Raw genomic sequence first — 25,616 nt, forward strand, 5'->3', positions numbered from 1 at the left:
AGACGAGGTGACCATCCGTGGCAGAGCAACCGGCGAGGAGTGGTCGCCGGTCGGGCAGACGACCACGGTTGTCCCTCGACGACTGGACCGAGGCGGGTCTGCGCCTGCTCGTCTCCGAAGGACGCAGCGCCGTGAAGATCTCGCGCCTGTGCGACGACCTCGGAGTCACCAAAGGTAGCTTCTACTGGCACTTCTCCGACATCGACGACCTGATGAAGGCCATCGCCACCCGCTACACCTCGCAGGACAACGACGCCGCCCGCGGTCTGACGAGCCTCGAGGAACTGCCGGTCGACGAACGGCTCGCCCACATGGGTGCGATGCTCGTCGACGAACGCGCCTGGGAGGCCGAGGTCGCGGTGCGCGAATGGGCGCGCAGCGACCCGCAGGTCGCCGAGTCGGTCCGCGCACTCGACCAGCGCATCCTCGCCGTCGTCCGAAACTGTTTCCTCGAACTGGGTTTCGACGAGGAAGAGGCGGAGCTGCGTGCAGGCACCCTCGTCTACGCTGGGATCGGCTTCCTGTACGGCCGCGACAGTCTGCCCTCCCCCACGGCCACGCAGATCCAGGAACTGTTGAAGATCCTGGTCCGCCGCTGATCCCTGTCCGGCGCTGATCCCTGTCCGGCGCTGATCCCTGTCCGGCGCTGATCCCTGTCCGGCGCCGATCCCGAAACGGGACGATGCCCGGGGCGGATCACTCCGCCCCGGGCATCTGCCACCCCACCACCGTGGTCCTGTCTAGCGCGCCTCGTTCAGCCGCTCGACCGCCTCGTCGTAGCCCCGGACGAGTTCGGCCATGATCTCCGCGACGGGACGAATCTCGTTCATCCGCCCCACCACCTGCCCGACCGGCATCGCGACGGCCTCGGGGTCGTCGGCCGCCGACATGCGCTGGTGCGCCTCGCTCACGAGGATGTTCTGCAGCGGCATCGGCAGCGGTTCGGGCGCATCGGGTTTCGACCACGCCTCGGTCCACTTGGTCTTGAGCAGGCGCGCGGGCTTGCCCGAGTAGATCCGCGACCGCACGGTGTCGGACGAGCTCGCTCCGAGCAACGCGCGCTGGATCGACGACGGGCCGTGCGCGGCCGCCCCGAGCTTGTACTCCGAGGTGGTGAGCCAGTACGAACCCATCCACACACCGGAGGCACCGAGGGCCAGTGCCGCCGCGACCTGCCGTCCCGATCCCACACCGCCGGCGGCGAGCACGGCCGCCGAATCGCCGAGTGCATCGACGATTTCGGGCCACAACACCATCGACGCGATCTCACCGGTGTGCCCGCCGGCCTCGTAACCCTGCGCGATCACGATGTCGACACCGTTCTCGACGTGCCGCTTCGCGTGCTCGACCGCACCCGCGAGTGCCGCAACCGGCACTCCCTTCTCGTGTGCGAGGTCGATGACGTCCTTCGGCGGCGATCCCAATGCGTTGGCGATCAGGGCCGGCCGGTGCGCGAGGGCGACGTCGACGTGCGAGCGTGCGACCGAATGCAGCCAGCCCAGAACACCGCTCGCCTCACCGACGTCGTCGGACAGCGGCGGCACACCGAGTTCGTCGAGCGTGCGGTTGACGAAGGCACGGTGCTCGGCGGGGATCAGTTTGTCGAGGTCCACGGCGGTGCCCTCCGTGGGCACCTTGGCGGGCATCACGATGTCGACGCCGTACGGCTTACCGTCGGTGTTCTCGTCCATCCAGGTCAGGACGGCGTCGAGTTCCTCCGGGTCGTTGAACCGCACGCACCCGAGGACGCCGAGTCCGCCTGCGCGGCTGATCGCCGCCGCGACGTGTTCGGAGGGCGTGAATCCGAAGATCGGATACTCGATACCGAACTTCTTGCTGAGGCCGGTCTGCATGTGTCCTTCTACCCCGTCGCCGCGGCGCCGTTGCCGTCGCCGTTGTTGTAGACCTCGTCGGCCGGACGCAGCCCGGTCTGGTCCTTGGCCCACCGGTAGTCGGGCTTACCCGCCGGCGACCGCTTGATCTCGTCGACGAACCACACCGCGCGCGGCACCTTGTACCCCGCGATCTTCGACCGTGCCGTCGTCATGAGTTCGTCGAGCGTCACCTGCTCGCCGTCGCGCAGCGCGACGACGGCGGAGACCCGCTCACCGAAGCGCTCGTCCGGCACACCGACCACCAGGGCGTCGAAGACGGCGGGGTGCTGCTTGAGTGCGCCCTCGACCTCTTCGGGGTAGACCTTCTCGCCACCGCTGTTGATGGAGACCGAACCGCGACCGAGCATCGTGACGGTGCCGTCGGCCTCGACGCGCGCGTAGTCGCCGGGGATCGAGTAGCGGATCCCGTTGTACTCGCGGAAGGTCGCTTTGGTCTTGGCCTCGTCCTTGTAGTAGCCGAGCGGGATGTTGCCGGTGCGCGCGACCATGCCGACCTTGCCGGAGCCCGGTTCGATCGGGTTGCCGTCGTCGTCGAGGACGGTGGTCGATTCGTCGATCTTCACCGTGGGTCCGCCACCGAGGGTCTTGCCCTTCTCGGCGATACCGATGCCGCCGAAGCCGGTCTCGGACGAGCCGATGGAGTCGGTGATGACCTTGCCGGGCAGCAGGTCGAGGAAACGGTCCTTGATGGACGGGGAGAACAGAGCAGCACTCGACGCCATGGCGAACAGCGTCGAGAGGTCGTAGGGCTCACCGGTCTTCGGGTTGCCCTCCTCGAGCGCGTCGAGCATGGGGCGGGCCATCGCGTCGCCGGTGATGAAGATGACGTTGACCTTGTGGTCGTCGATGATGCGCCACACCTCGTGGCCCGAGAACTCGGGATGCATGATGACCTTGCCGCCGCTGAACAGCGACTGGAACAGCGCCCACTGCGCGCCACCGTGGATCATCGGCGGGATGGGATAGCGCACGAGACCGGGGTTCTCGGCGCCCTCCTTCGCCAGCTGCCATTCGTCCTTGACCCACTCGCCGGTCATGAAGTTGATGCCGCCGCCGAGGACGCGCCAGACGTCCTCGTGACGCCACATCACGCCCTTGGGGTGGCCGGTGGTGCCGCCGGTGTAGAGGATGTAGACGTCGTCGGCGCTGCGGTCTTCGAAGTCGCGTTCGGGCGAGCTCTGCGCCAGTGCCGCTTCGTATTCGATGCCGCCGTAGGCCGAGAAGTCGACGTCGGTGCCGTCCTCGACCACCACGACGGTCTTCACCAGCGGTGTGCTCGGGAGGACGTTCGCCACCTTGTCGGAGTACCGGCGCTCGTGGATGAGGGCCACCATGTCGGAGTTGTCGAAGATGTACTGCAACTCGTTCTCGACATAGCGGTAGTTGACGTTGATCATGATGGCGCGGATCTTGAAGACCGCGATCATCGCCTCTACGGCCTCGATGGTGTTCCGGGAGTAGATGCCGACCTTGTCGCCCGGCTCCACTCCTTGTTCGCGCAGGTAATGAGCAAGTCGGTTGGCTCGTTCCTCCAGCTGTGCGTAGGTGACCTCACGTCCGTCCGAGGCCAGCGCGACGCGCTCGGGAACGAGGTCGATTGCGTGTTCGACGAGGTCTGCGATGTTTAGGGCCACGCTGACAAAAGTAGAACGTGTTACCGTTTCTGACAAGACCCGAATATGATCCAGTTCACAACACCGCGAGGAGTCCTGCCAGTGTCCGCTACCGAAGCCCCCGGCGCAGCCGATTCGGACATCTCGTCCCGCGAACCGCACTGCCTCGTCGAGCAACGCGGCCACGTCCTGATCGTCACGCTCAATCGCCCCGAAGCACGAAATGCACTGTCCGGCGAGATGATGGCGATCATGAACGAGGCCTGGGACCGCGTCGACAACGATCCCGAGATCCGCGTCGCGATCCTCACCGGCGCCGGTGGCGCGTTCTGCGCGGGTGCCGATCTCAAGGCCATGAATGCAGCGCCTCCCGGAGACAAGTTCGAGCAGGGCGAGCGGAGCGACCGGAATGGCAACGGCGGTGGGTGGGACCTGTCGCGCCTGCCGGCGTTGCTCAAGGGTCGCCGCCTGACGAAGCCGCTGATCGCGGCCGTCGAGGGCGCCGCGATCGCCGGCGGCACCGAGATCCTGCAGGGCACCGACATCCGCGTCGCCGGGGAGAGCGCGAAATTCGGCGTCTCCGAGGCGAAGTGGGGACTGTTCCCGCTCGGCGGATCCGCCGTGCGCCTCGTCCGCCAGATCCCGTACACGATCGCCGCCGACATCCTGCTCACCGGCCGCCACATCAAGGCCGCCGAGGCCAAGGAGATCGGGCTCATCGGTTACGTCGTCCCCGACGGCACCGCACTCGACAAGGCCCTCGAGATCGCCGAGACGATCGCGAACAACGGCCCGGTCGCGGTGCAGGCCATCCTCCGGACCATCCGCGACTCGGAGGGTCTGCACGAGGAGGAGGCATTCCGGATCGACGCCGAGCTCGGCGCCGCCGTCTTCAAGAGCGCAGATGCCAAGGAGGGTCCGCGGGCGTTCGCCGAGAAGCGTGCCCCGAAGTTCACCGGTTCCTGACCTGCGCTGCTGTGGACCGCGCTCCCATCCGTGAGAGCGCGGTCACAGTCATGTTCTTAGCTCTGCTACATTGCCCGCTGTGACCCACAACACAGGGCCACAGCGTTCGCCGAGGTAATGAGGAGCCCCATGTATCCAGGAGTCCACGCCCGCACCGCCCCGGACAAGCTCGCCGTCGTCCTGGCCGACAGCGGCCGGAGCCTGACCTACCGCGAACTCGACGACCGGTCGGCAGCGCTCGCCCGAGTGCTGCACGACGCCGGGCTCCGCTCCGGCGACGTCGTCGCCCTCCTCACCGAGAACCTGCCGGAGGCCTTCGAGGTGTTCTGGGCCGCAATGCGGTCCGGGTTGTACATCACGGCGGTCAACAGTCATCTCACCGCCGGCGAGGTGGCGTACATCGTCGAGGACAGCGGCGCGAAGGCATTGATCGTCTCGGCGACGCTGGGTGAGCTCTCCGAACAGGTCGGCGAGAAGGTCACGATCGGTTCCGCGCGACTCGCGTTCGGCGGCGCCGTGCGCGGTTTCGAGTCGTACGAGGATGCCCTCGCCGCGGCCGGCCCGCGACTCGAGGAGGAACCGTGCGGCGCCATCATGCTGTATTCGTCCGGAACCACGGGCTTTCCCAAGGGAATCCAGCCGGATCTCCCGGACCGTCGCGTCGACGAACCCGGTGAGCCGCTGGTGACGGTAGCGCAGTTCCTCTTCGGCCTCACCGACTCCGACGTCTACTACTCCCCCGCCCCGATCTATCACGCAGCGCCACTGCGCTGGGGTGGGGCGATCCACGCGCTCGGCGGCACGGTGGTCCTCGCCGAGAAGTTCGACGCCGAGACCGCGCTCCGGCACATCGAGGAGCACAAGATCACCGCCGGGCAGATGGTGCCGACGATGTTCGTCCGCATGCTCAAACTCGACGAGGAGATCCGTGCCCGTCACGACCTGTCGAGTCTGCGCGTGCTCGTCCACGCCGCCGCGCCGTGCCCGCCGGAGGTCAAGCGCGCGATGATCGACTGGCTCGGACCGGTGATCTACGAGTACTACAGCTCCACCGAGGCCAACGGGATCACGTTCATCAACAGCCAGGAATGGCTCGAACATCCGGGCTCGGTGGGCAAGAGCGTGCTCGGGCCCGCGCACATCTGCGACGAGGAAGGGCGGGAACTCCCGGCCGGCGAGGTAGGGACGATCTATCTCGAATACGAGAAGGTTCCGTTCTCGTACCACAACGATCCCGAGAAGACCGCGGCGTCGCAGCATCCCGAGCATCCCACCTGGACCACCGTCGGCGACCTCGGTTATCTCGACGAGGACGGTTATCTGTATCTGACCGACCGCAAGTCGTTCACGATCATCTCCGGCGGGGTGAACATCTATCCGCAGGAGATCGAGAACGTGCTCGCCCTGCACCCGGCCGTCGAGGACGTCGCCGTCATCGGCGTACCCCATCCGGAGATGGGCGAGGAGGTCAAGGCCGTCGTGCAGGTGTCGTCCGGTACCACCGCATCACCCGATCTCGCCGACGACCTCATCGCGTACGTCCGCGAGCGGGTCGCCCACTTCAAGGTGCCGCGGTCGGTGGACTTCGTCGACGAACTGCCCCGCACACCCACGGGCAAGCTGGTGAAGGGCAAACTGAAGGCCGCCTACGCCTCCTGACGCCACACGCGGCGGGCGGAAGCCGTCCTCACGGAACGGTTTCCGCCCGCCGTGGCGTTCAGCCCAGCGCCACGGTCTAGCGCAACACCACGTCGGCGATCGTGCGGACCTGGTCGACGTCGCGGCAACCGACCAGCAGCATGGTCACGCCGGCCTCCTCCCACCGCTTCACGCCTTCGCGTACCTCGTCGGCGTTGCCGACGATCATCGTCTCGGTGATCATCTCGTCCGGGATGGCGGCGGCCGCCTCGTCCTTGCGACCGGCGCGGAACAGCGCGGTCACCTCCTCGACCACGGCGTCGTACCCCATCCGCCGGTAGACCTGCGCGTGGAAGTTCAACTCCGGCGCGCCCATTCCCCCGACGTACAGCGCCGTCACCGGTTTCATCGCCGCGATGGTCGCCGCGCGGTCGTCGGTGACGACCACCTGGCAGGTCGCGGCGATCTCGAAGTCCTCGCGGCTGCGCCGCGCGCCCGGCCGGGCGAACCCCTCGTCGAGCCACTCGTCGTACATCGACGCCAGTCGCGGGGTGTAGTAGATCGCGAGCCAGCCGTCGGCGATCTCGGCGGTGAGTGCGACGTTCTTCGGGCCCTCGGCGCCGATCCAGATCGGAATGTCCGGCCGCAGCGGATGCGTGATGGGCTTGAGGGGTTTGCCGAGCCCGGTGGATCCAGCGCCCGCATAGGGCAGCGGGAAGTGTGGTCCGTCGCTGGTCACCGGCTCTTCGCGCGCGAGCACCTTGCGGATCACGTCGACGTACTCGCGGGTGCGCGCGAGGGGCTTCGCGAACGGTCGCCCGTACCAGCCCTCCACCACCTGCGGCCCCGAGACGCCGAGGCCGAGAATGTGCCGGCCACCCGAGAGGTGATCGAGCGTGAGCGCGTGCATCGCGCAACTCGTCGGTGTGCGCGCGGAGATCTGCACGACGGACGTGCCGAGCCGCACCCGTTCGGTGGACGAACCCCACCACGCGAGCGGAGTGAACGCGTCGGACCCCCACGATTCGGCGGCAAAGACGGCGTCGAATCCTTCGGCCTCGGCCGCAGCAACGAGTTCCGGTGCGTTCGGGGGTGGCTGGGCCCCCCAGTAACCGAGTTGCAGTCCCAGTTTCATTGGACGCCTTTCCTGTCGGACGAATCGCGGCGAGGTGCAGTTCGCGCGCCGCTCTTGCCAGCAACACTAGAACCTGTTCTACTCGAAATTGTGAGCCTGGGAAAGAGCGCGGTTGCCGAGCCACCGCTGAGCGCACCGCTGAATCTGAAGTTCGACTACACACGATCCACCGGGCCGACCGTCGGAGCCTTCGTCACCGGACTGCGCGACGGCCGCATTCTCGGCGCGCGCGGATCCGACGGACGGGTCCTCGTCCCACCCCCCGAATTCGACGCGGTCACCCATGAACCGCTCACCGATTTCGTCGAGGTCGGGCAGACCGGCACCGTGGTGAGCTGGACGTGGAACGCCGAGCCGTTGCCCGGACAGCCGTTCGACCGGCCGTTCGCGTGGGCGCTGATCCGTCTCGACGGAGCCGACACGACGCTGCTGCACGCGGTCGACGTCGCGTCCCCGGACGAGATCGAGACGGGTCTGCGTGTGCGCGTGCGCTGGGCCGCCGAGCGCACCGGCGAGATCCACGACATCGAGGCCTTCGAACCCGGCGAGGCGACCCTCACCGTACAAGCGGCCGACGGCGAACCGGTCACCATGATCACCACCCCCGTCGACCTGCACTACCGGCACTCGGCCTCGCCCGAGGAGTCCTGGTACCTGCGCGGTCTCAAGGAGGGGAAGATCATCGGTGGTCGCACCGGCCCCGGCGGGAAGGTCTACGTGCCGCCGCGCGGCGCGAGCCCGACCGACGGTGTGCCCACCAAGGAACCGGTGGAGGTGCCCGACAAGGGCATCGTCACCACCTTCTGCATCGTCAACGTCCCGTTCATGGGCCAGCAGATCAAGCCGCCCTACGTCGCGGCCTACGTGCTGCTCGACGGCGCCGACATCCCGTTCCTGCACCTGATCCTCGAGTGCGACGCCTCCGAGGTGCGCATGGGCATGCGGGTCGAGGCCAAGTGGCGTCCGCGCGACGAGTGGGACCACACGCTGCGCAACATCGAGTACTTCCGGCCCACCGGTGAACCCGACGCCGACTACGACACCTTCAAACACCACCTCTAGGAGCAGCGGACACCATGACAGACATCGCAGTCGTCGGCTTCGCGCATGCTCCGCACGTGCGCGAGACGTTCGGCACCACCAACGGCGTCGAGATGCTCGTCCCGTGCTTCCAGGAGCTGTACGACAAGCTCGGCATCACCAAGTCCGACATCGGATTCTGGTGCTCGGGTTCCTCCGATTACCTTGCCGGACGCGCGTTCTCGTTCATCTCGGCGATCGACGCGATCGGCGCGGTCCCGCCCATCAACGAGTCGCACGTCGAGATGGACGCGGCCTGGGCGCTCTACGAAGCGTGGGTCAAGCTCATCACCGGTGAGGTCGACACCGCCCTCGTCTACGGCTTCGGCAAGTCCTCGGCCGGCACCCTGCGGCGCACCCTCTCCCTGCAGCTCGATCCGTACCTCGTGGCACCGCTCGGCGTCGACTCCGTCTCGCTCGCCGGTCTGCAGGCCCGCATGGGTCTCGACTCCGGCAAGTGGACCGACCGCGAGATGGCCGAGGTCGCGGTGCGCAGTCGCGCGGCCGCGAAGAACAACCCGAAGGCCCAGCTCTCGGGCGATCTCGACATCGAGGACCTGCTCTCGCAGCCGTACATCGCCGACCCGCTGCGCAAGCACGACTGCGCTCCGGTCACCGACGGTGCCGCCGCGATCGTCCTCGCGAGCGGCGACCGGGCCCGCGAGCTGTGCGAGAACCCCGCGTGGATCACCGGGATCGAACACCGCACCGACTCACCGAACTTCGGCTCGCTCGATCTCACGGTGTCGGCCTCCGCACGGGCCGCCGCGCAGGCGGTCACCGGTGGCGACACCTCCTTCGACGTCGCCGAACTGCACGCGCCGTTCACGCACCAGGAGCTCATCCTCCGTGAGGCGATCGGCCTGGACGATTCGACGACGATCAACCCGTCCGGCGGACCGCTGACGGGCAACCCGATGTTCTCCGGCGGTCTCGAGCGCATCGGTTACGCAGCGCAGGCGATCATGGACGGCACCGCCGGACGTGCACTCGCGCACGCGACGAGCGGCGCTGTGCTGCAACAGAATCTGGTAGCCGTTCTGGAGGGACGCAACTGATGGCGAAGCAACCCGCAGCTGTCCTCGGAACCGGGCAGACCCACTACGTCGCCAAGCGGCACGACGTGTCGATGTCCGGCCTCGTCCGCGAGGCGATCGACCGGGCCATGGCGGACGCCCAGGTGGGCTGGGACGACATCGACGCCGTCGTGATCGGCAAGGCCCCCGACCTGTTCGAGGGCGTCATGATGCCCGAACTGTCGATGGTCGACGCCATCGGCGCCACAGGCAAGCCGATGCTGCGCGTGCACACCGCCGGGTCCGTCGGGGGCTCGACGGCGAACGTCGCGGCAAGCCTCGTCCAGGCCGGTGTGCACCGCCGGGTGCTCGCGGTGGCCTGGGAGAAGCAGTCCGAGTCGAACGCGATGTGGGCGCTGTCCACACCGGTCCCGTTCACCATGCCGGTCGGCGCCGGCGCGGGCGGCTACTTCGCGCCGCACGTCCGTTCGTACATCCGCCGGTCCGGTGCACCCGAGCACATCGGGGCGATGGTCGCTGTCAAGGACCGCCTCAACGGCGCGAAGAATCCGTACGCGCATCTGAAGCAGCCCGAGATCACCCTCGAGAAGGTCCAGGCCTCGCAGATGCTGTGGGATCCGATCCGGTACGACGAGACGTGCCCGTCGTCCGACGGTGCGTGCGCGGTCGTGCTCGGTGACGAGGACACCGCGAAGGCCGCCGAGCAGGCGGGCCGCCGGGTGGCCTGGATCCACGCCACCGCGATGCGCACCGAACCGACCACCTATGCCGGTCGCGACCAGGTCAATCCGGAGGCCGGTCGCATCGCTGCCGCGGCGCTGTGGAAGCAGGCCGGTATCACCGATCCGCTCACCGAGATCGACTGCGCCGAGATCTACGTGCCGTTCTCGTGGTTCGAGCCGATGTGGCTCGAGAATCTCGGTTTCACCCCCGAGGGTTCGGGCTGGAAGCTCACCGAGGCCGGCGAGACGGCGATCGGCGGCCAGTTGCCGATCAACATGTCCGGCGGCGTGCTCTGCTCCAACCCGATCGGCGCGTCGGGCATGATCCGCTTCGCCGAGGCCGCGATCCAGGTGATGGGCAAGGCGGGAGACCACCAGGTGGACGGTGCCCGCAAGGCGCTCGGACACGCCTACGGTGGTGGCTCGCAGTACTTCTCCATGTGGGTCGTGGGCGCCGACCGGCCCACGAACTAGGAGGCGGGCATGGTCTCGTTCACCGTCGGGGTCGCGATGACCCCGCTCGACCAGCTCACCGGCATCGCACAGACCGCCGAGGAGTGCGGATACACCTCGATCGCCCTGCCCGACTCCCTGTTCTACATGGAGAAGCAGACGGTCGACTATCCGTACACCCCCGACGGTTCGAGGATGTGGACGCCCGACACCCCGTGGGTCGATCCGCTCATCGCCGCGGCGTCCATGGCGGCCGCCACGTCGACGATCCGGTTCTACACGCAGGTACTCAAGCTCGGCTCGCGTAATCCGGTGCTGCTGGCACGGCAGGTCGGTTCGGTCGCCAATCTCACCGGCAACCGGTTCGGTCTCGGAGTCGGGATCGGATGGGCGCCGGAGGAATTCGAGTGGTGCGGCGTCCCGTATGCCAAGCGCGGCAAGCGCGTGGACGAGATGATCGACGTGCTCAAGCTGATCCTCGGCGGCGGCATGGTCGAGCACCACGGTGAGTTCTACGATTTCGACCGGCTCCAGATGAGCCCCGCACCCACCGAGCCGGTGCCGTTCTACGTCGGTGGGCACACCGATGTGGCACTGCGTCGCGCGGCCCGGGTCGGGGACGGGTGGACGTCGGCGATGATCGAGTACGGCGATCTCGTCGAGGTCATCACGCGCCTGCGCGAGTTGCGTGCCGAGTACGGCCGCGGCGACGAGCCGTTCGAGATCCAGGCCGTGTGTGTCGACAGGTTCGGCAGCTCCGGCTATGCCGAACTCGCCGACGCCGGGGTCACCGACATCATCGTGGTGCCGTGGATCTTCGACGGGCACGGATTCGACTCGCCGCTCGAGGCGAAGCAGGAATCGTTGCGGAAGTTCGCCGACAAGTACATCCACGGAAAGGATGCGGCATGAGCGAGGAACATCCGGCGCGCGTGGCGGCCCGGGCGTCGCAGGCGGCGGCGAGCGGGAAACGCAAGGACGAGTGGCTCGCGCTGTTCGCCGAGAACGCCTGCGTCGAGGATCCCGTCGGCCCGTCCGGTTTCGACCCCGAGGGCAAGGGGCACCACGGCCACGAGGCGATCGCGAAGTTCTACGACATGACCATCGCGAACACCGACAAGCTCGAGTTCCTCGTCGACGACGTGCTGGTGTGCGGCAGCGAGTGCGTCAACATCGGCACGATCCGCACCACGATGGCGGGCAATCTCATCGACGCGGAGGGCGTGTTCGTCTATCGGGTCGACGACGACGGGAAGATCGTGTCGCTGCGTGCGTTCTGGGAAGTGGATCGCGCGATGAAGACTCTGCGGCCGGTCTCGTAGCATCGGCGGTATGCCGACCGCCGGAATCGTTCTCGCAGCAGGGGACGGCTCGCGGTTGGGTGGGCGCGCGAAGGCGCTGCTCCCCCACCGTGGCCGTCCCCTGCTCCATACCGTCGTCGATGCGCTGCTCGGCGGTGGCTGCGACGAGGTCGTGGTGGTGGTCGGGGCGTTCGGCGACGAGGTCGCCGCCGCCTGCCCGGCCGGCGTCACAGCGGTGCACAATCCCGACTGGCCCGACGGCATGTCGACCTCCCTGCGCCGTGGGGTCGACGCTGCGCGCACCCACGACCGGGTCGCGCTCACCGTCGTCGACTTTCCCGGCATCACGGCCGATCTGGTGCGCCACGTCCTGGCAGAGCACCGGCCGGGCACGGTCACGCTCCCCGTCTTCGAGGATCGTCCCGGTCACCCGGTGGTGTTCGACCACGCCGACGCGCTGACTGCGGCCGACGAGGCCACCGGCGACGAAGGTGCGCGGTCGTTCCTCGCCCGCAACCGGGATCGGGTACGCCGGGTGGACTGCAGCGATCTCGCCGAGGCCGGCGACGTGGATACGCCCGAGGATCTTCGGCGCCTGCGCTGAGGCCGCCTCGCGACACCGAGCCCGCTCGGCTTTGGTCAATTAATTGACTGACCAGTCGATCAATTAATACAGTGGAGTCATGGCACGCACCGTCGACCCAGAACTCCGAGCCCGCCGCCGCACCGCGATCATCGACTCCGCCGCCACCCTGTTCGCCGAGCGCGGCTTCGACGCCACCCCGGTGACGGCGATCGCCGAGGCGGCAGGTGTCAGTTCCGGCACGGTCTTCCACTACTTCGGCGACAAGCGCGGAGTGTTCCGCGCGATCTTCGAGCAGGGCCTACCCGAGACCCGAGCCCTCGTGGAGCGTCATCGCGACGCCGACGATCCCCTGGAGGCCCTCCTCGACATGGTCGCCGAACTCGTCGGGCAGGCCACGGATCCTGCAGCCGGAGGACTCGTGGTCGAGGTGATCCGCCAGGTCGGCCACGACCCCGTCCTCGCCGAGATCCTCGACGAGGACGACGGCATCGTGATCGAGGGTCTCACCCACCTCCTACGCAGAGCGGGCGACCGGATCGACCCGTCGCTCGATCCGGTGGCCACCGCAACCTGGATCAGCGCGATCAAGGATTCGGCGTTCCTGTACGCGGACAACCCCGCGGCCGTCGATCCGGTCGGGACGATCCGGACGATCGTGCAGCGCTATCTCACCGGACACACGAAAGGACCACGATCATGAGGATGCACGACGACGCCACTCGCGTAACCGTCTCCCCCGTCGTTCCCTGGGTGCTGGGAATCCTGAGCGCTCTCGCCGGTCTCGGACTCGGCTTCGTCGCGCCGGCCGTCTCGAAGTGGGCCGTCGAGACCCTTCCGGCGGTCCCCGGTCCGCTCGAACTCCTGGCCGGTCTCACCACGACCTGGACGATCCCGATCCTGACGGTCGTCGGGATCGGCGTGGGACTCTTCCTCGCCTCGTCCATGATCCACGAATCCCTTGCCCTTGCCGTGGATTCCGAAGGAGCACTGCTGACTCAGAACGACCGCGATCTGTACGTGCCGCGCGCGAAGGTCGGATCGGTGTTCCGCGAGGGCCGCGATCTCGTCCTGCTCGATTCTGCGGAGCGAGAACTCGCGCGACGCAAGGCCGACGACCTGAACGACCGAGCCGTCGCCGACGCATTCACGGCGCACGGTTATCCGTGGAGCGAGAAGAACACCCACGAGGAATCGTTCACCCGGTGGATCGAGGGAGACCCCGGCCTGGACGAGCAAACCCACACCCTGCTGCGGGAGCGACGGGAAGCGCTGTCCGGCAAGAACACACATCTTGCCACCGCACTGCACGAGCAACTGCAGGAACTCGGCGTCGTCGTACGCGACCGGGGGCATCACCAGGAGTACCGCCTCCTGGCGTAGATCCACCTCTCAGCAGTGGGCCGCAGTGCGCAGCTTCTGCGCCCACTGCTCTGCGTCGTCGGCACCCAGCACGAGCGCGGTGCGCTTGCGCCCTTCCAGTTCGATGCGCAGCGCCGGCTGCCCGCGCCGGACCGAGACGAGGTCGTTGCGGCCGGGCCCGCGCCACGAGCCGATGTTGCGCACACCCGGCAGACCGAGCCCCGGAGCACGGATGCCCCGCACCGCGGCGAGTCCGTCCTGATGCACTTCCACCTTCCGGATCGACGCGAGGGGCACGTCGACGTTGCCGAGGAGTCCCGCGATCTTCTCGAAGGTGGTGAGCCGCACTCGCAGGGTTCCGTTGTCGATACGCATTGTCGTCATGACAGCGATTATTCTCATTGTTGAGATCAATGTCAACTGTGAGAAGGTTGGGACGGAAGGGGGAGCATGACCACCGCAGAACTGCTGCTGCATCCGGTCCGGCTACGCATCGTCCAGGCACTGCTCGGCGACCGCACCGCGACCACCGCTCGGCTGCGCACACTGCTCGACGACGTCTCCACCGCGACGCTCTACCGCCAGATCTCGACCCTCGTCGACGCCGGGGTACTCGAGGTCGTCTCCGAACGTCGGGTGCGCGGCACCGTCGAGCGCACGTTCCGGCTCGTCACCGAACGCGCCCAGGTCACCGGCGCCCAGGCCGAGGAGATGAGCGCCGACGACCACCGGCGCGCCTTCCTCGTCTTCGCCGCGCAGTTGCTCGACGACTTCGACGCGTATCTCGTCGACCCGAACCGGCGAGGCATGGCCGACGACGTCGTGGGCTATCGGCAGGTCGCGCTCGAGCTCACCGACTCGGAGGCCCTGGATCTCGTGGGTGAGATGGCGCAGTTGTTCGCGCGCTATGCCGAACTCGGCCCGGGCCCCGGCAGGCGACGGCGGCTGATCAGCCGCGTCATCATGCCGGCCCGCGATCCGGGAGACCCCCCATCCGAGGAGTGATCGGCACAGAGACAACGAGATCCCCGGACGCCTGACGGCGTCCGGGGATCTGCGCTGTGGTCGCTCAGTGCTTGACCGGGCATCCTCCCGAGGTCTTGTAGTCGACCTGGAACTCCTTGATGCCGTTGAGCCAGCCCGACCGCAGACGGTGCGGGTCGCCGATCTTGGTGATGTCGGGGATGTGATCGGCGATGGCGTTGAAGATCAGGTCGATCTCCATGCGGGCGAGGTTCGCGCCGAGGCAGTAGTGCGCACCGGTGCCACCGAAGGCGAGGTGCGGGTTGGGATCCCGGAGAATATCGAACTCGCGGGGATTCTCGAACACCTCTTCGTCGTTGTTGGCCGAGGCGTACAGCATGACCACGCGCTCGCCCTTGCGGATCGTCTGTCCGCCGAGCTCGGTGTCCTCGAGCGCCGTGCGCTGGAACGAGGTGACCGGGGTGGCCCAGCGGATGATCTCGTCGGCGGCGGTCTTCGGCCGGTCGCGCTTGAAGATCTCCCACTGCTCGGGGTTGTCGAGGAAGGCCGCCATGCCGTGGGTGATGGCGTTGCGGGTGGTCTCGTTGCCAGCCACCGCGAGGACGATGAAGAAGAAGCCGAACTCCTCGGGAGCCAGCTCGTCGCCGTCGATGTCGGCCTCAATGAGGGTGGTGACGATGTCGTCGGCCGGGTTCTCCTTGCGGGCGGCGGCCATCTGGTAGGCGTAGCCCAGCACCTCCATGGAGGCGGCCGCCGGATCGGCGGTGTTGTCCGGGTCGTCGTAGCCCGTCATCTGGTTGGACCACTCGAAGATCTTCGCGCGGTCCTCCTGCGGGACGCCGATGAGATCGGCGATCGCCTGCAGCGGTAGTTCCGCGGCGATCTGCGTGACGAAGTCGCCCTGACCGGCCTGGCAGGCCTCCTGGACGATCATCTTGGAGCGACGGTCGAGCTCGTCGCGCAGGCCGTTGATCGCACGGGGCGTGAAGCCTCGGGCGACGAGTTTGCGCAGCTTGGTGTGCTCGGGAGCGTCCTTGTTGAGCAGGACGTGACGCTGCAGTTCGATGGCCTCGCGCGGAATGTCGTCGTTGAACCGCGGAATCGCAGTGTTCTCCCAGTTGGAGAACACGTCGCTCCGGCGGGAGACCTCACGGACCTCCTCGTGCCGGGAGACAACCCAGAAACCCTCGTCGTGGAAACCACCGACGTCGGGAGACTTCTTGTTCCACCACACCGGTGCCGTCTTGCGCAGTTCCGCGAACTCTTCGAACGGCATACGGTCTGCGTACAGATCGGGATCGGTGAAGTCGATGTCTTCGGGGATGTTCGGCTGCGCCACTGATATCTCTCCTGCCCTGGCGAGTACCGCTCGCGTGATTTGGAACACGTTCTAGAACCATTCAAACACAGGTGCGCCGTGCGACCAAGAGATCCGCACGTCCCGTGGGATAATCAGGTTCTGTTGCCTATCGGGGAAACCTGTTCTATTTTGCGAAGAACGTAGGAGAAAGGAGCCCGAAGTGGGCACACCAGTCATCGTCGAGGCCGCACGGACCCCGATCGGCAAGCGGGGTGGATGGCTCGCGGGCCTGCACGCTGCCGAGATCCTGGGCGCCGTCCAGGCCGGACTCGTCGAACGCGCCGGCATCGACGCCGAGCTCGTCGAACAGGTCATCGGTGGCTGCGTCACCCAGGCGGGCGCCCAGTCCAACAACATCACCCGCACCGCGTGGCTCAACGCGGGCCTGCCCTGGCAGGTCGGCGCGACCACCATCGACGCCCAGTGCGGATCGGCGCAGCAGGCCAACCACCTCATCGCAGGCCTCATCGCCACCGGCGCCATCGACGTGGGCATCGCGTGCGGTATCGAGGCGATGACCCAGGTGCCCCTCGGCGCCAACGTCGGCGACCAGGCGGGCCCGCGTCGGCCGGAGTCCTGGAACATCGACATGCCCAACCAGTTCGAGGCCGCCGAACGCATCGCGCGGCGCCGCGGCATCACCCGCGAGGACGTCGACGCACTCGGCGTGCGCTCGCAGCAGCTCGCGAAGCAGGCCTGGGACGAGGGCCGGTTCGACCGCGAGGTGCTGCCGGTCGTCGCACCCGTCGTCGACAAGGAGGGCAACCGCACCGGCGAGAAGGCGACCGTCACCCGCGACCAGGGTCTGCGCGAGACGTCGGCCGAGTCGCTGGCGAAGCTGAAGCCCGTGCTCGAGGGCGGCATCCACACCGCCGGCACCTCGTCGCAGATCTCCGATGGAGCCGCGGCCGTGCTGCTCATGGATTCCGACCGCGCGAAGGCACTCGGATTGAAGCCGCGGGCGCGGATCGTCGCGCAGGCACTCGTCGGCGCCGAACCCGAGTTTCACCTCGACGGCCCCGTCCAGGCCACCGCGAAGGTTCTCGAGAAGGCCGACATGAGCATCGGCGATCTCGACCTGTTCGAGGTCAACGAAGCGTTCGCGTCGGTGTTGCTGTCCTGGGCGCAGGTGCACGGACCCGACATGGACAAGGTCAACGTCAACGGTGGCGCGATCGCCCTCGGTCACCCCGTCGGATCCACCGGTTCCCGCCTCATCACCACCGCGCTGCACGAACTCGAGCGCCGCGACGCATCGACCGCTCTGATCTCGATGTGCGCCGGTGGCGCGCTGGCGACGGGCACCATCATCGAGCGCATCTGACATGGGTACCGAAGCGGCACCGAAGGGCCTCGATTCGAAGGCCACGGTCTCGATCATCAAGTGGATGTCGCGGTTCAACGTCGCGGCGTACCGGGCGACCGGCGGTCGCATCGGCGGGAAGTGGCGTGTGGGAAGCGCCTTCCCGTGGGGCATCCCGGTGTGCCTGGTGACCACGATCGGGAGGAAGACCGGGCAGCCGCGGACGGCCCCGCTGTTGTTCCTCGAGGACGGCGACAAGGTGGTCCTGGTCGCCTCCCAGGGCGGACTGCCCAAGCACCCCTTGTGGTTCCGCAACATCCAGGCGAACCCGGAGGTCACGGTGCAGATCAAGTCGCGCATCCGGACCATGCGGGCGCGGGTCGCGAGCGACGAGGAACGAGCGGCCTACTGGCCGCGCCTGACGGCGATGTACCCGGACTTCGACAACTACCAGTCGTGGACCGACCGTGTGATTCCCGTCGTCGTGTGCGAGTGAGCATCCCGGTCGGCACGGCTCGCCGGGACGGTCCCGTGCGGGAATACTGAGTCTCGTACGTCCAGGTTCTCGACGAAGGGATGTCGCACGATGGCAACCACGAATCACGACAAGGTGCTCGACCGGCGGGAGATCGCGGCCGCGCTGCTCCGGGCGCTCGAACAACGCCACGAGGTGCTCGACGTGATCGTCGAGAGCAGGGATCGGGGCGATGCGGTCGCGAAGCTCGCCTCTCTGCTCGACACCGACGAGTTCTGCGCGGAGGCCGTGCTGAACCTTCCCTTCCGCCGCCTCACCCAGGCGGAGCGGAAGAAGATCCGTGAAGAACTCGACGATCTCGATGCGGTGCTGCAGTGGACGACGGCAGCGCGTCCGTACGCGACCGGCGCGCATTTCCGGTTGCGGCCCATCTCCCACAGTGCGGCCGACACCGCGCTGTTCAAGCAGCGCTGCGCCGACCAGCTGGGCGACGACAGCGACGAGCGGGTCGAATCCGAGCGGCAACGCGGCAGCGAGCTGATGGACGACGAGTCCGGGATGTGGCTTGTGGCCGAAGATCTTTCGGGTGACGAGCCGAAGGCCATCGGGTTCGCGTTCGGTGAGCTGACCGGCAACGAGGTCGACGTGCGGATCTGGGTGCATCCCGAGTTCCGCAAGCAGGGTTACGGCACGGCCACGCTCAAGCAGGCGCGTTCCGAGCTCGCTGCCTACTTCCCCGGCTCCACCCTCACCATCCGTACGCCCGCCTAGACCGGCGGCGCCGTCCGTGCGCGTTTCCGGTGACGATCACCGGAAACGCGCACGGGACATCACGCTCCGTAGACCGGCGTCGGCGGCTGCGACGCTGCGATCAGCTTCTCGACGACGGGACCGAGTTCCTTCGGATCCCAGCGGTCGCCCTTGTCGATCGCCTCACCGTGCCGCCATCCGTCGGCCAGCGACACCTTGCCGCCCTCGGCCTCGAACACGCGACCGGTCACGTCCTTCGATTCGGCACTGCCGAGCCACACGACCAGCGGCGAGACGTTCTCCGGCGCCATGGCGTCGAAACCCTCTTCGGGTGCGGCCATCGCCTCGGCCATCGCGCCACCGGCGCCGACGGTCATGCGGGTGCGCGCCGACGGTGCGATCGCGTTGACGGTCACGCCGTAGCGGCCGAATTCGGCTGCGGCCTGGATCGTGAGCGTCGCGATGCCGGCCTTGGCGGCGGCGTAGTTGCCCTGACCGATGCTGCCCATCAGTCCGGCACCCGAGCTGGTGTTGATGATGCGGGCGTCGACGGGGTTGCCGGCCTTGGACTCGGCGCGCCAGTAGCTCATGGCGTGACGCATCGGCGCGAAGTGCCCCTTGAGGTGCACGCGGATGACAGCGTCCCACTCCTCCTCGCTCATGTTGGCGAGCATGCGGTCGCGCAGGAATCCGGCGTTGTTGACGAGCACGTCGAGTCGGCCGAAGTTGTCGAGGGCGGTCTTGACGAGGTTCTCGGCGCCGGCCCAGTCGGCGACGTCGTCGCCGTTGACGACGGCTTCTCCCCCGGCCGCGCGGATCTCCTCGACGACCAGCTCGCCGGGCGACTCACCCGTGGCCGAACCGTCGCTGCCGACACCGATGTCGTTGACGACGACCTTCGCACCCTCCGCGGCGAAGGCGAGGGCATGGGCGCGACCCAGTCCTCGCCCGGCGCCGGTCACGATGACGACGCGCCCGTCCAGCAGTCCACTCACTTCGTCTCCTTCGTTTCGGCCGCTGCCATGTAGGCAGGGCGTTCACCGCCACCGTGGACGGTCAATGTCGATCCGCTGACGTAGGCCGACAGCGGAGAGGCCAGGAATGCGGCGCAGTGGCCGATGTCCTCGGGTTGGGCCAGCCGCCCCAGCGGAACGGTCTCGCCGACTGCGGCGACGCCTGCCTTGTCGCCGTAGAACAGATGCGACTGTTCGGTTTCGACGAGCCCGACCACCACCGAGTTCACCCGTACCTTCGGTGCCCACTCGACGGCGAGCGACTGTGCGAGACTGTCGACGCCCGCCTTGGCCGCACCGTAGGCCGCGGTTCCCGGCGAGGGGCGCGATCCGCTCACGCTCGAGATGTTGACGATCGAGCCGCCGGTGTCCTGCTTCTGCATCACCGCGTTGGCAGCCTGCGCGACCAGCAGCGGGGACAGCAGGTTCAGTTCCACGATCTTGGCGTGGAACTTCGGGCTGGCATCGGCCGCCAGTGCGTACGGCGACCCGCCGGCGTTGTTCACCACGGCGTCGAGCCGACCGTGACGCTCCACGATGGTCTCGATCAACGTGCCGACCTGATCGGCGTCGCGAACGTCGCACTTCAGGAACTCCGCGGTCCGCCCGTCCACTTCGACAGGCTGTTCGGGTTCGTTGCGTGCGCATGTCACGACGGTCGCTCCGGCGCGCAGGAACACCCTGGTGATGCCCGCACCGACTCCTCGTATCCCCCCGGTGACGAGCACGACCGCGCCGTCGAGTCCCAGATCCATTCGCTGCCTCCACGTCGTTCACCCCGCAGGATGCGCGGGTCTCGCGTTGACAACTTACCAAGCAATCGCTTGGTTCGGTACTGCTCCCTCTCGTCCTCCGCCGCTGCTCCTGCTCAGTGGGAATCACGGGAACTTGCTTGTCGGCCCCACTTAGCGTGACGACGAACGCGCGTGTCGAAGAGGAGTGACTGGGCCATGCAGACCGTCGAGCAGGATTACGAGAAATACGTCGGGCAGGTGGCCGAACCACCCCGCGTGGCCCGGTACGCCGTCAACGACGCCATGATCCGCAACTGGGTCGAGGCCCACGACGACTTCAACCCGATCTACGTCGACGCCGAGGCCGCCCGCGAAACCGGGCGCGACTCCATCGTCTGCCCGCCCGCCATGATCTCCACTTGGATCATGGCCGGCTACCGCCGCTGGCGTGATGTGCAGCGCAAGCGGGCCGAGGGCGTCGTGGAGGATTTCGCGTACTCCCGGATGCTCGCCGACCTCGATCGCGAGGGTTTCACCTCCGTCGTGGCGACGAACGTCGAGCAGGACTACCACCGCGAACTCGTCCCGGGCGATCACATCACTGCCCACTACACGATCGAGTCCGTATCTCAGATCAAGCGAACGGGTCTCGGCGACGGCCGATTCTTCACGCTGTACAAGCGCTACGAGGACCAGAACGGCGAAGTCGTCGCCGAGGAACGCTTCCGGATGCTCCGGTTCAACCCGAACACCGACAAGGAGACGCGATGACCGCCGTCCCCCGGCTCACCATCACCCAGGACAACCAGTTCTGGTTCGACGCCGTCCGTGAGGGCCGACTCGAGATCCAGCAGTGCAGCGACTGCGGCACTCTGCGCCATCCCCCGGGCCCGGCCTGCCCCGCGTGCCGCTCGTTCGAGTGGAAGACCGTCGAATCCTCGCGGCGCGGAACGCTTCACAGCTGGACGATCATCCACCACCCGCAGGATCCGGCCTTCGAGTACCCGCTCGCCGTCGGGCTGATCGACCTCGACGAAGGAATCCGCATCGTCGCCGACATCGCGGGCGTCGACCACGACACCCTCGAGATCGGCATGGAACTCGAGGTGGGATTCTCCGAGCACGCGCACGGCGAGATCCTGCCCCAGCTGCGCAAGCCCGGAGGAGACGCATGAATCTCACCGAATGCACTGTCGGACAGTCGCTTCCCGAACTCGTCCTGCCGATGGATCGCACGACCATCGTGGCCACCGCGATCGCGTCACAGGATTTCGAGGACGTGCATCACGACCCGGCTGCCGCACTCGGACGCGGCACCCCGGACGTGTTCATGAGCATCAACGCCACCAACGGTTTCGTCGACCGGTACGTCACCGACTGGACCGGGCCGTCGGCGCGTGTACGCCGCGCGTCGCTGCGCCTGGGCGTGCCCTGCTTCCCCGGCGACCCCATGCACATGAACGGTGAGGTGACCGCAGTCGACGGCGCGGCCGTCACCCTGAAGGTGCAGGGCCGCAACAGCAGAGGCGTCCACGTCACCGCCGAGGTCGTGGTGGAGCCCTACGAGAGGAAGAGCCGATGACCGTCAAGGGCTTCTCCGGAGCCGCCGCTATCGCCGGTATCGGAGCCACCGAATTCTCCAAGAACTCCGGCCGCAGCGAATGGCAACTCGCGTGCGAGTCGGTCCTCGCCGCTCTCGAGGACGCGCAGATCGGCGTCGAAGAGGTCGACGGCTTCGCGCTGTTCACCATGGAGACCAACCCCGAGATCGCCGTCGCCCGCGCGCTCGGCATCCCGGAACTGAAGTTCTTCAGCCGGATCCCGCACGGCGGTGGCGGCGCCTGCGCGCCCGTGCAGCAGGCCGCCCTCGCCGTCTCGAGCGGTGTCGCCGACGTCGTGGTCGTCTATCGCGCCTTCAACGAGCGCTCGGGCCATCGTTTCGGCGCCGGGCCGCCGCCCTTCGCGTACAACTCCAGCACCGACCAGGAATACCGGAACTGGATCAACCCGTACGGTCTGCTCACTCCCGCTCAGCAGGAGGCCTTCCTGGCCCGCACCTACATGCACAAGTACGGGGCGACCAGCGCGGACTTCGGGCAGATCTCGGTGCTCTCGCGCAAGCACGCGGCGAACAATCCCAAGGCCTGGTTCTACGAGCGGCCTATCACCCTCGACGACCACCAGAACTCGCGGATGCTCGCCGACCCGCTGCGTCTGCTGGACTGCTGCCAGGAGAGCGACGGCGGCCAGGCACTGGTCATCGTGAGTGCCGAACGCGCACGGGATCTTCCGCACCCGCCGGCGATCATCACCGCTGCAGCGCAGGGTGTCGGCCCTCAGCAGATCTCGATGAGCAGCTACTACCGCGAGGACATCGACGCGATGCCCGAGGTGGAGCTCGTCGCCCGGCAGATGTGGGCACAGGCCGGTTTCGGCCCCGAAGGTATCGACGCCGCGATCCTGTACGACGCGTTCACCCCCATGGTCCTGCTCCAGCTCGAGGAGTACGGCTTCTGCGGTCGCGGTGAGGCGAAGGACTTCATCGCCGACGGCAACCTCGAGGTGGACGGGCGACTGCCGATCAACACCCACGGCGGTCAGCTCGGTGAAGGCTACATCCACGGCGTCAACGGCATCGCCGAAGGCGTCCGGCTCATCCGCGGCACCTCCGTGAACCAGCCGGCGAAGACACTCGACAACGTGCTCGTCACGGGCGGATCGCCGGTGCCGCACAGTGCGATCGTCCTCTCGGCCGACCGTTAGGCCCGCAACCCGGGCCCCGACCACCTCTCAGGAGACCACATGCATCCCGAGCTGTCCGACAAGTCACGGCGGCTGCGCACCGAACTGCGGGAGTACTTCGCCCGCATCATCGACGACGACGATCGACGCGCCCTGGTCGATCAGACCGAGGGTGGACCGGTCTTCGACAAGATCTACCGGCAGATGGGCGCCGACGGCTGGCTCGGCCTGGGATGGCCCGAGGAGTACGGCGGACGTGGTGAGGACCCTGAGGCGCTCTACGTCTTCTACGACGAGACGATCCGCGCCGGCGCGCCGGTCTCGTTGGTCACGCTCAACACCGTCGCCCCGGCACTGATGAAGTACGGCACGCAGGAGCAGAAGGACTTCTTCCTTCCCAAGATCCTCACGGGTGAACTGAAGTTCGCGATCGGGTACACCGAGCCCGGCGCCGGCACCGACCTCGCCGCGCTCCAGACGCGGGCCCGCATCGACGGTGACGAACTCGTCATCGACGGCAACAAGCTGTTCACGAGTTCGGCCATCTTCGCCGACTGGATCTGGCTCGCCGTGCGCACCGATCCGGACGCGCCCCGCCACAAGGGGATCTCGGTCGTGCTCGTGCCGACCTCGTCGCCGGGCTTCTCCGCCACCGAGATCCAGACCGTCGGCGGAATCAGCACGGCGGTCACGTACTACGAGAACATCCGCGTTCCGCTGAGCAACGTCGTCGGCGAGCTCAACGGCGGCTGGACCCTGATCACGAGCCAGCTCAACCACGAGCGTGTCGCGCTGGCCGCCCGCGGTGGCATCGCCAACGAGATGTACGACGAGGTGCTCGCCTGGGCGAAGCAGGAGCCCTTCGGCCCCGGCGTGCTGTTCGACGTCCCGTGGGTCCGTTCGACTCTGGCCGAGGTCTACGCGCTGTTGTCGGCCGCCGACCTGGTGAACCTGCGTCTGGTGTCGGACATCGCGGCCAACACCCTCGACGGTGGCGACTCCGCCGCGGCGAAGGTGTTCGGAACCGAGGGCGTGGTCGCGGCCTACGGCATGTTGCAGGAGGTGCTCGGCGCCCGCGGTCTGCTGCGTCCCGGTAGCCACGGCGCCGTGATCGAAGGCCGCGTCGAAGCGCTCGGCCGACGCGCGCAGAACAACACCTTCGGTGGTGGCAGCAACGAGGTGATGCGCGAGATCGTGGCGGCGAAGACCCTCGGAATGACCCTGGGCGCCCGTAGGCGCCCCGACGCGACGGCACAGGCTGCGGTGAAGACGCCGGCCGAGACGAGGAGCTGACATGGAATTCGAACTCGATGACGACCTGATCGCGGTCGAGGACCTCGCGTCGCAGGTCTTCGGTTCGCTGGCCAAGGTCGAGCGTGTGGTCGAGGTGGAGCGCAAGGAAGGCGGCTTCGACGCCACCCTGTGGCAGGCACTCGCCGACGCCGGGCTCCTCGGACTCGCTCTACCCGAGTCCGTCGGCGGCGCCGGCATGGGCATGCTCGGGCTCACGACGATCCTGCAGCAGCAGGGCCGTCGCGTCGCCCCCGTTCCCGTGTGGTCCACTGTGGCCGGTGCGGCTCTTCCGCTCGCACAGTTCGGCACGGAAACCCAGGTCGAGCGTTACGTTCCGAAGCTCATCGACGGGTCGGTCGTCCTGACCGGCGCGTTCGACGACACTCCGGGCGCGAGCCCCACCGTGACCGCGATCCGCAAGGGCGACGACCTCGTCATCAGCGGTGAGATTCCGTCCGTTCCGTGGGCTCCCATCATCGCCGGCGTCGTCGTCCCGGTCCGCTGTGACGACGACTCGGTCGCCGTGGTGGTGGCGCCGGCGGACGCGACCGGCGTCGAGGCCGTTCCGGTCGCCGTGACCGGACGTGGCGCCGAAGCGGCGGTGCGCTTCACGGACGTGCACATCGGAGCCGAGGACGTCCTGCCCGGTGACGGTGAGGAGATCGCGGCCTGGACCCGTCGTCGTATCCGCATCGCTCTTGCTGCCGTTCAGCTCGGGGTGTGCGAGGAGACGCTGCGGGCGACGGCCAAGTACACCTCCGAACGCGTGCAGTTCGGCCGCCCGTTATCCACGAATCAGGCTGTCGCGGTGCGCGCGGCCGACGCCTACCTCGACACCGAAGCGATCCGGCTCACGGTGCGCAAGGCGGCATGGTTGATCGACGTCGGACGCGAGGACGAAGCCGAGTCCGCGGCCCTGGTCGCCAAGTGGTGGGCATCCCGCGGCGGTGTGCGGGTCGGTCTGACCGGCCAGCACCTGCACGGTGGTATCGGCGCCGACATCAACTACCCGATCCACCGCTACTTCCTGTGGGGACGGCAGTTGGCGTTCACCTTCGGCGGGGCGGACGCGACCGCCGCTGCGCTCGGGGACGTCCTCGACACCGCACCCTCGATCGGCGCCGCCGGATAGCCGGCCCGCACTCACGACGCGAGTCCCTTTTCCACACGGGAGAGG

Annotated in this window: 28 protein-coding genes; 21 read left to right on the forward strand and 7 right to left on the reverse strand. The window is 67.6% G+C overall.

Annotated elements, in window-relative coordinates:
- Positions 1–17 precede the first annotated feature (17 nt).
- Positions 18–599: a TetR/AcrR family transcriptional regulator gene (locus B9C99_RS08425; RefSeq protein WP_037190326.1), complete on the forward strand. Its 582-nt coding sequence runs from the start codon at positions 18–20 to the stop codon at positions 597–599.
- A gap of 141 nt (positions 600–740) precedes the next feature.
- On the opposite strand, the gene B9C99_RS08430 is transcribed toward B9C99_RS08425, so the two are convergent.
- Complete coding sequence (locus tag B9C99_RS08430; protein ID WP_016692382.1) at positions 741–1,853, reverse strand: nitronate monooxygenase family protein; 1,113 nt, start codon at positions 1,851–1,853, stop codon at positions 741–743.
- 8 nt (positions 1,854–1,861) lie between these two features.
- Positions 1,862–3,529: an acyl-CoA synthetase gene (locus tag B9C99_RS08435; RefSeq protein ID WP_088897547.1), complete on the reverse strand. Its 1,668-nt coding sequence runs from the start codon at positions 3,527–3,529 to the stop codon at positions 1,862–1,864.
- 81 nt (positions 3,530–3,610) lie between these two features.
- On the opposite strand from B9C99_RS08435, the gene B9C99_RS08440 reads away from it, so the two are divergent.
- Together B9C99_RS08440 and B9C99_RS08445 are read left to right on the forward strand one after the other, a co-directional pair.
- The gene (locus B9C99_RS08440; protein WP_026061165.1) at positions 3,611–4,474 is read left to right on the forward strand and encodes a crotonase/enoyl-CoA hydratase family protein; all 864 of its coding nucleotides are present in this window, start codon (positions 3,611–3,613) and stop codon (positions 4,472–4,474) included.
- Positions 4,475–4,603: 129 nt separating this feature from the next.
- On the forward strand, positions 4,604–6,133 hold the full coding sequence (locus tag B9C99_RS08445) for an AMP-binding protein (protein WP_088897548.1): 1,530 nt from the start codon (positions 4,604–4,606) through the stop codon (positions 6,131–6,133).
- Between the two features lie 76 nt (positions 6,134–6,209).
- Here the strand turns inward: B9C99_RS08445 and B9C99_RS08450 are convergent, their stop codons facing one another.
- Positions 6,210–7,247, reverse strand: coding sequence for an LLM class F420-dependent oxidoreductase (locus B9C99_RS08450; protein WP_016694659.1), 1,038 nt, complete (start codon positions 7,245–7,247; stop codon positions 6,210–6,212).
- Between the two features lie 90 nt (positions 7,248–7,337).
- Between B9C99_RS08450 and B9C99_RS08455 the strand changes: the two genes are divergently transcribed.
- From B9C99_RS08455 to B9C99_RS08490, 8 genes are all read left to right on the forward strand, one after another.
- Positions 7,338–8,309 (forward strand): Zn-ribbon domain-containing OB-fold protein, encoded by a 972-nt coding sequence (locus B9C99_RS08455; protein ID WP_016694660.1) that lies wholly within the window; start codon positions 7,338–7,340, stop codon positions 8,307–8,309.
- A 14-nt stretch (positions 8,310–8,323) separates the two neighbouring features.
- Positions 8,324–9,385, forward strand: coding sequence for a thiolase domain-containing protein (locus tag B9C99_RS08460; protein ID WP_016694661.1), 1,062 nt, complete (start codon positions 8,324–8,326; stop codon positions 9,383–9,385).
- Positions 9,385–10,560, forward strand: a complete 1,176-nt coding sequence (locus B9C99_RS08465) for a thiolase domain-containing protein (RefSeq protein ID WP_088897549.1) — start codon at positions 9,385–9,387, stop codon at positions 10,558–10,560. The genes B9C99_RS08460 and B9C99_RS08465 overlap by 1 nt, the downstream gene beginning before the upstream one ends.
- Before the next feature lie 9 nt (positions 10,561–10,569).
- Positions 10,570–11,451, forward strand: coding sequence for a TIGR03619 family F420-dependent LLM class oxidoreductase (locus B9C99_RS08470; RefSeq protein WP_088897550.1), 882 nt, complete (start codon positions 10,570–10,572; stop codon positions 11,449–11,451).
- Positions 11,448–11,861 (forward strand): nuclear transport factor 2 family protein, encoded by a 414-nt coding sequence (locus B9C99_RS08475; protein ID WP_088897551.1) that lies wholly within the window; start codon positions 11,448–11,450, stop codon positions 11,859–11,861. The genes B9C99_RS08470 and B9C99_RS08475 overlap by 4 nt, the downstream gene beginning before the upstream one ends.
- A 10-nt stretch (positions 11,862–11,871) precedes the next feature.
- Positions 11,872–12,444, forward strand: coding sequence for an NTP transferase domain-containing protein (locus tag B9C99_RS08480; protein ID WP_088897552.1), 573 nt, complete (start codon positions 11,872–11,874; stop codon positions 12,442–12,444).
- Positions 12,445–12,523: 79 nt separating this feature from the next.
- A complete protein-coding gene (locus B9C99_RS08485) occupies positions 12,524–13,126 on the forward strand; it encodes a TetR/AcrR family transcriptional regulator (RefSeq protein WP_088897553.1) in 603 nt (200 codons plus the stop codon).
- Positions 13,123–13,806 carry a hypothetical protein gene (locus tag B9C99_RS08490; RefSeq protein WP_143543548.1) on the forward strand — a complete coding sequence of 228 codons (684 nt, stop codon included), beginning with the start codon at positions 13,123–13,125 and terminating at the stop codon, positions 13,804–13,806. The genes B9C99_RS08485 and B9C99_RS08490 overlap by 4 nt, the downstream gene beginning before the upstream one ends.
- A gap of 9 nt (positions 13,807–13,815) precedes the next feature.
- Here the strand turns inward: B9C99_RS08490 and B9C99_RS08495 are convergent, their stop codons facing one another.
- The gene (locus tag B9C99_RS08495; RefSeq protein WP_088897555.1) at positions 13,816–14,169 is read right to left on the reverse strand and encodes a hypothetical protein; all 354 of its coding nucleotides are present in this window, start codon (positions 14,167–14,169) and stop codon (positions 13,816–13,818) included.
- A gap of 66 nt (positions 14,170–14,235) precedes the next feature.
- Here B9C99_RS08495 and B9C99_RS08500 point away from each other — a divergent pair, with 66 nt between their 5' ends.
- Entirely contained in the window at positions 14,236–14,790 is a 555-nt protein-coding gene (locus tag B9C99_RS08500; RefSeq protein WP_088897556.1) for a helix-turn-helix domain-containing protein, read from the forward strand.
- A 64-nt stretch (positions 14,791–14,854) separates the two neighbouring features.
- Here B9C99_RS08500 and B9C99_RS08505 read toward each other — a convergent pair whose 3' ends face one another.
- Positions 14,855–16,108 (reverse strand): cytochrome P450, encoded by a 1,254-nt coding sequence (locus B9C99_RS08505; RefSeq protein WP_088897557.1) that lies wholly within the window; start codon positions 16,106–16,108, stop codon positions 14,855–14,857.
- 181 nt (positions 16,109–16,289) lie between these two features.
- On the opposite strand from B9C99_RS08505, the gene B9C99_RS08510 reads away from it, so the two are divergent.
- The 3 genes from B9C99_RS08510 to B9C99_RS08520 all read left to right on the forward strand — a co-directional run bounded on the left by B9C99_RS08510 (position 16,290) and on the right by B9C99_RS08520 (position 18,678).
- A complete protein-coding gene (locus B9C99_RS08510) occupies positions 16,290–17,453 on the forward strand; it encodes a steroid 3-ketoacyl-CoA thiolase (RefSeq protein ID WP_088897558.1) in 1,164 nt (387 codons plus the stop codon).
- 1 nt (position 17,454) lies between these two features.
- Entirely contained in the window at positions 17,455–17,928 is a 474-nt protein-coding gene (locus tag B9C99_RS08515) for a nitroreductase family deazaflavin-dependent oxidoreductase (protein ID WP_016694672.1), read from the forward strand.
- Between the two features lie 90 nt (positions 17,929–18,018).
- Positions 18,019–18,678 carry a GNAT family N-acetyltransferase gene (locus B9C99_RS08520; RefSeq protein ID WP_016694673.1) on the forward strand — a complete coding sequence of 220 codons (660 nt, stop codon included), beginning with the start codon at positions 18,019–18,021 and terminating at the stop codon, positions 18,676–18,678.
- 59 nt (positions 18,679–18,737) lie between these two features.
- Here the strand turns inward: B9C99_RS08520 and B9C99_RS08525 are convergent, their stop codons facing one another.
- Entirely contained in the window at positions 18,738–19,652 is a 915-nt protein-coding gene (locus B9C99_RS08525; protein WP_088897559.1) for an SDR family oxidoreductase, read from the reverse strand.
- Complete coding sequence (locus tag B9C99_RS08530; protein WP_088897560.1) at positions 19,649–20,425, reverse strand: SDR family oxidoreductase; 777 nt, start codon at positions 20,423–20,425, stop codon at positions 19,649–19,651. The genes B9C99_RS08525 and B9C99_RS08530 overlap by 4 nt, the downstream gene beginning before the upstream one ends.
- 195 nt (positions 20,426–20,620) lie before the next feature.
- Here B9C99_RS08530 and B9C99_RS08535 point away from each other — a divergent pair, with 195 nt between their 5' ends.
- The 6 genes from B9C99_RS08535 to B9C99_RS08560 are packed head-to-tail and all read left to right on the forward strand — an operon-like array spanning position 20,621 to position 25,571.
- A complete protein-coding gene (locus B9C99_RS08535; protein ID WP_088897561.1) occupies positions 20,621–21,175 on the forward strand; it encodes a MaoC family dehydratase N-terminal domain-containing protein in 555 nt (184 codons plus the stop codon).
- Complete coding sequence (locus B9C99_RS08540; RefSeq protein ID WP_088897562.1) at positions 21,172–21,579, forward strand: Zn-ribbon domain-containing OB-fold protein; 408 nt, start codon at positions 21,172–21,174, stop codon at positions 21,577–21,579. The genes B9C99_RS08535 and B9C99_RS08540 overlap by 4 nt, the downstream gene beginning before the upstream one ends.
- Positions 21,576–21,986, forward strand: coding sequence for a MaoC/PaaZ C-terminal domain-containing protein (locus B9C99_RS08545; protein ID WP_006551927.1), 411 nt, complete (start codon positions 21,576–21,578; stop codon positions 21,984–21,986). The genes B9C99_RS08540 and B9C99_RS08545 overlap by 4 nt, the downstream gene beginning before the upstream one ends.
- Positions 21,983–23,167: a lipid-transfer protein gene (locus B9C99_RS08550; RefSeq protein ID WP_088897563.1), complete on the forward strand. Its 1,185-nt coding sequence runs from the start codon at positions 21,983–21,985 to the stop codon at positions 23,165–23,167. The genes B9C99_RS08545 and B9C99_RS08550 overlap by 4 nt, the downstream gene beginning before the upstream one ends.
- A 39-nt stretch (positions 23,168–23,206) precedes the next feature.
- Entirely contained in the window at positions 23,207–24,439 is a 1,233-nt protein-coding gene (locus tag B9C99_RS08555; RefSeq protein WP_016694679.1) for an acyl-CoA dehydrogenase family protein, read from the forward strand.
- A 1-nt stretch (position 24,440) separates the two neighbouring features.
- Complete coding sequence (locus B9C99_RS08560; RefSeq protein WP_088897564.1) at positions 24,441–25,571, forward strand: acyl-CoA dehydrogenase family protein; 1,131 nt, start codon at positions 24,441–24,443, stop codon at positions 25,569–25,571.
- The last annotated feature ends 45 nt before the right edge of the window (positions 25,572–25,616 follow it).

It is taken from the genome of Rhodococcus sp. BUPNP1 (assembly GCF_002215235.1).
Taxonomy (GTDB): domain Bacteria; phylum Actinomycetota; class Actinomycetes; order Mycobacteriales; family Mycobacteriaceae; genus Rhodococcus.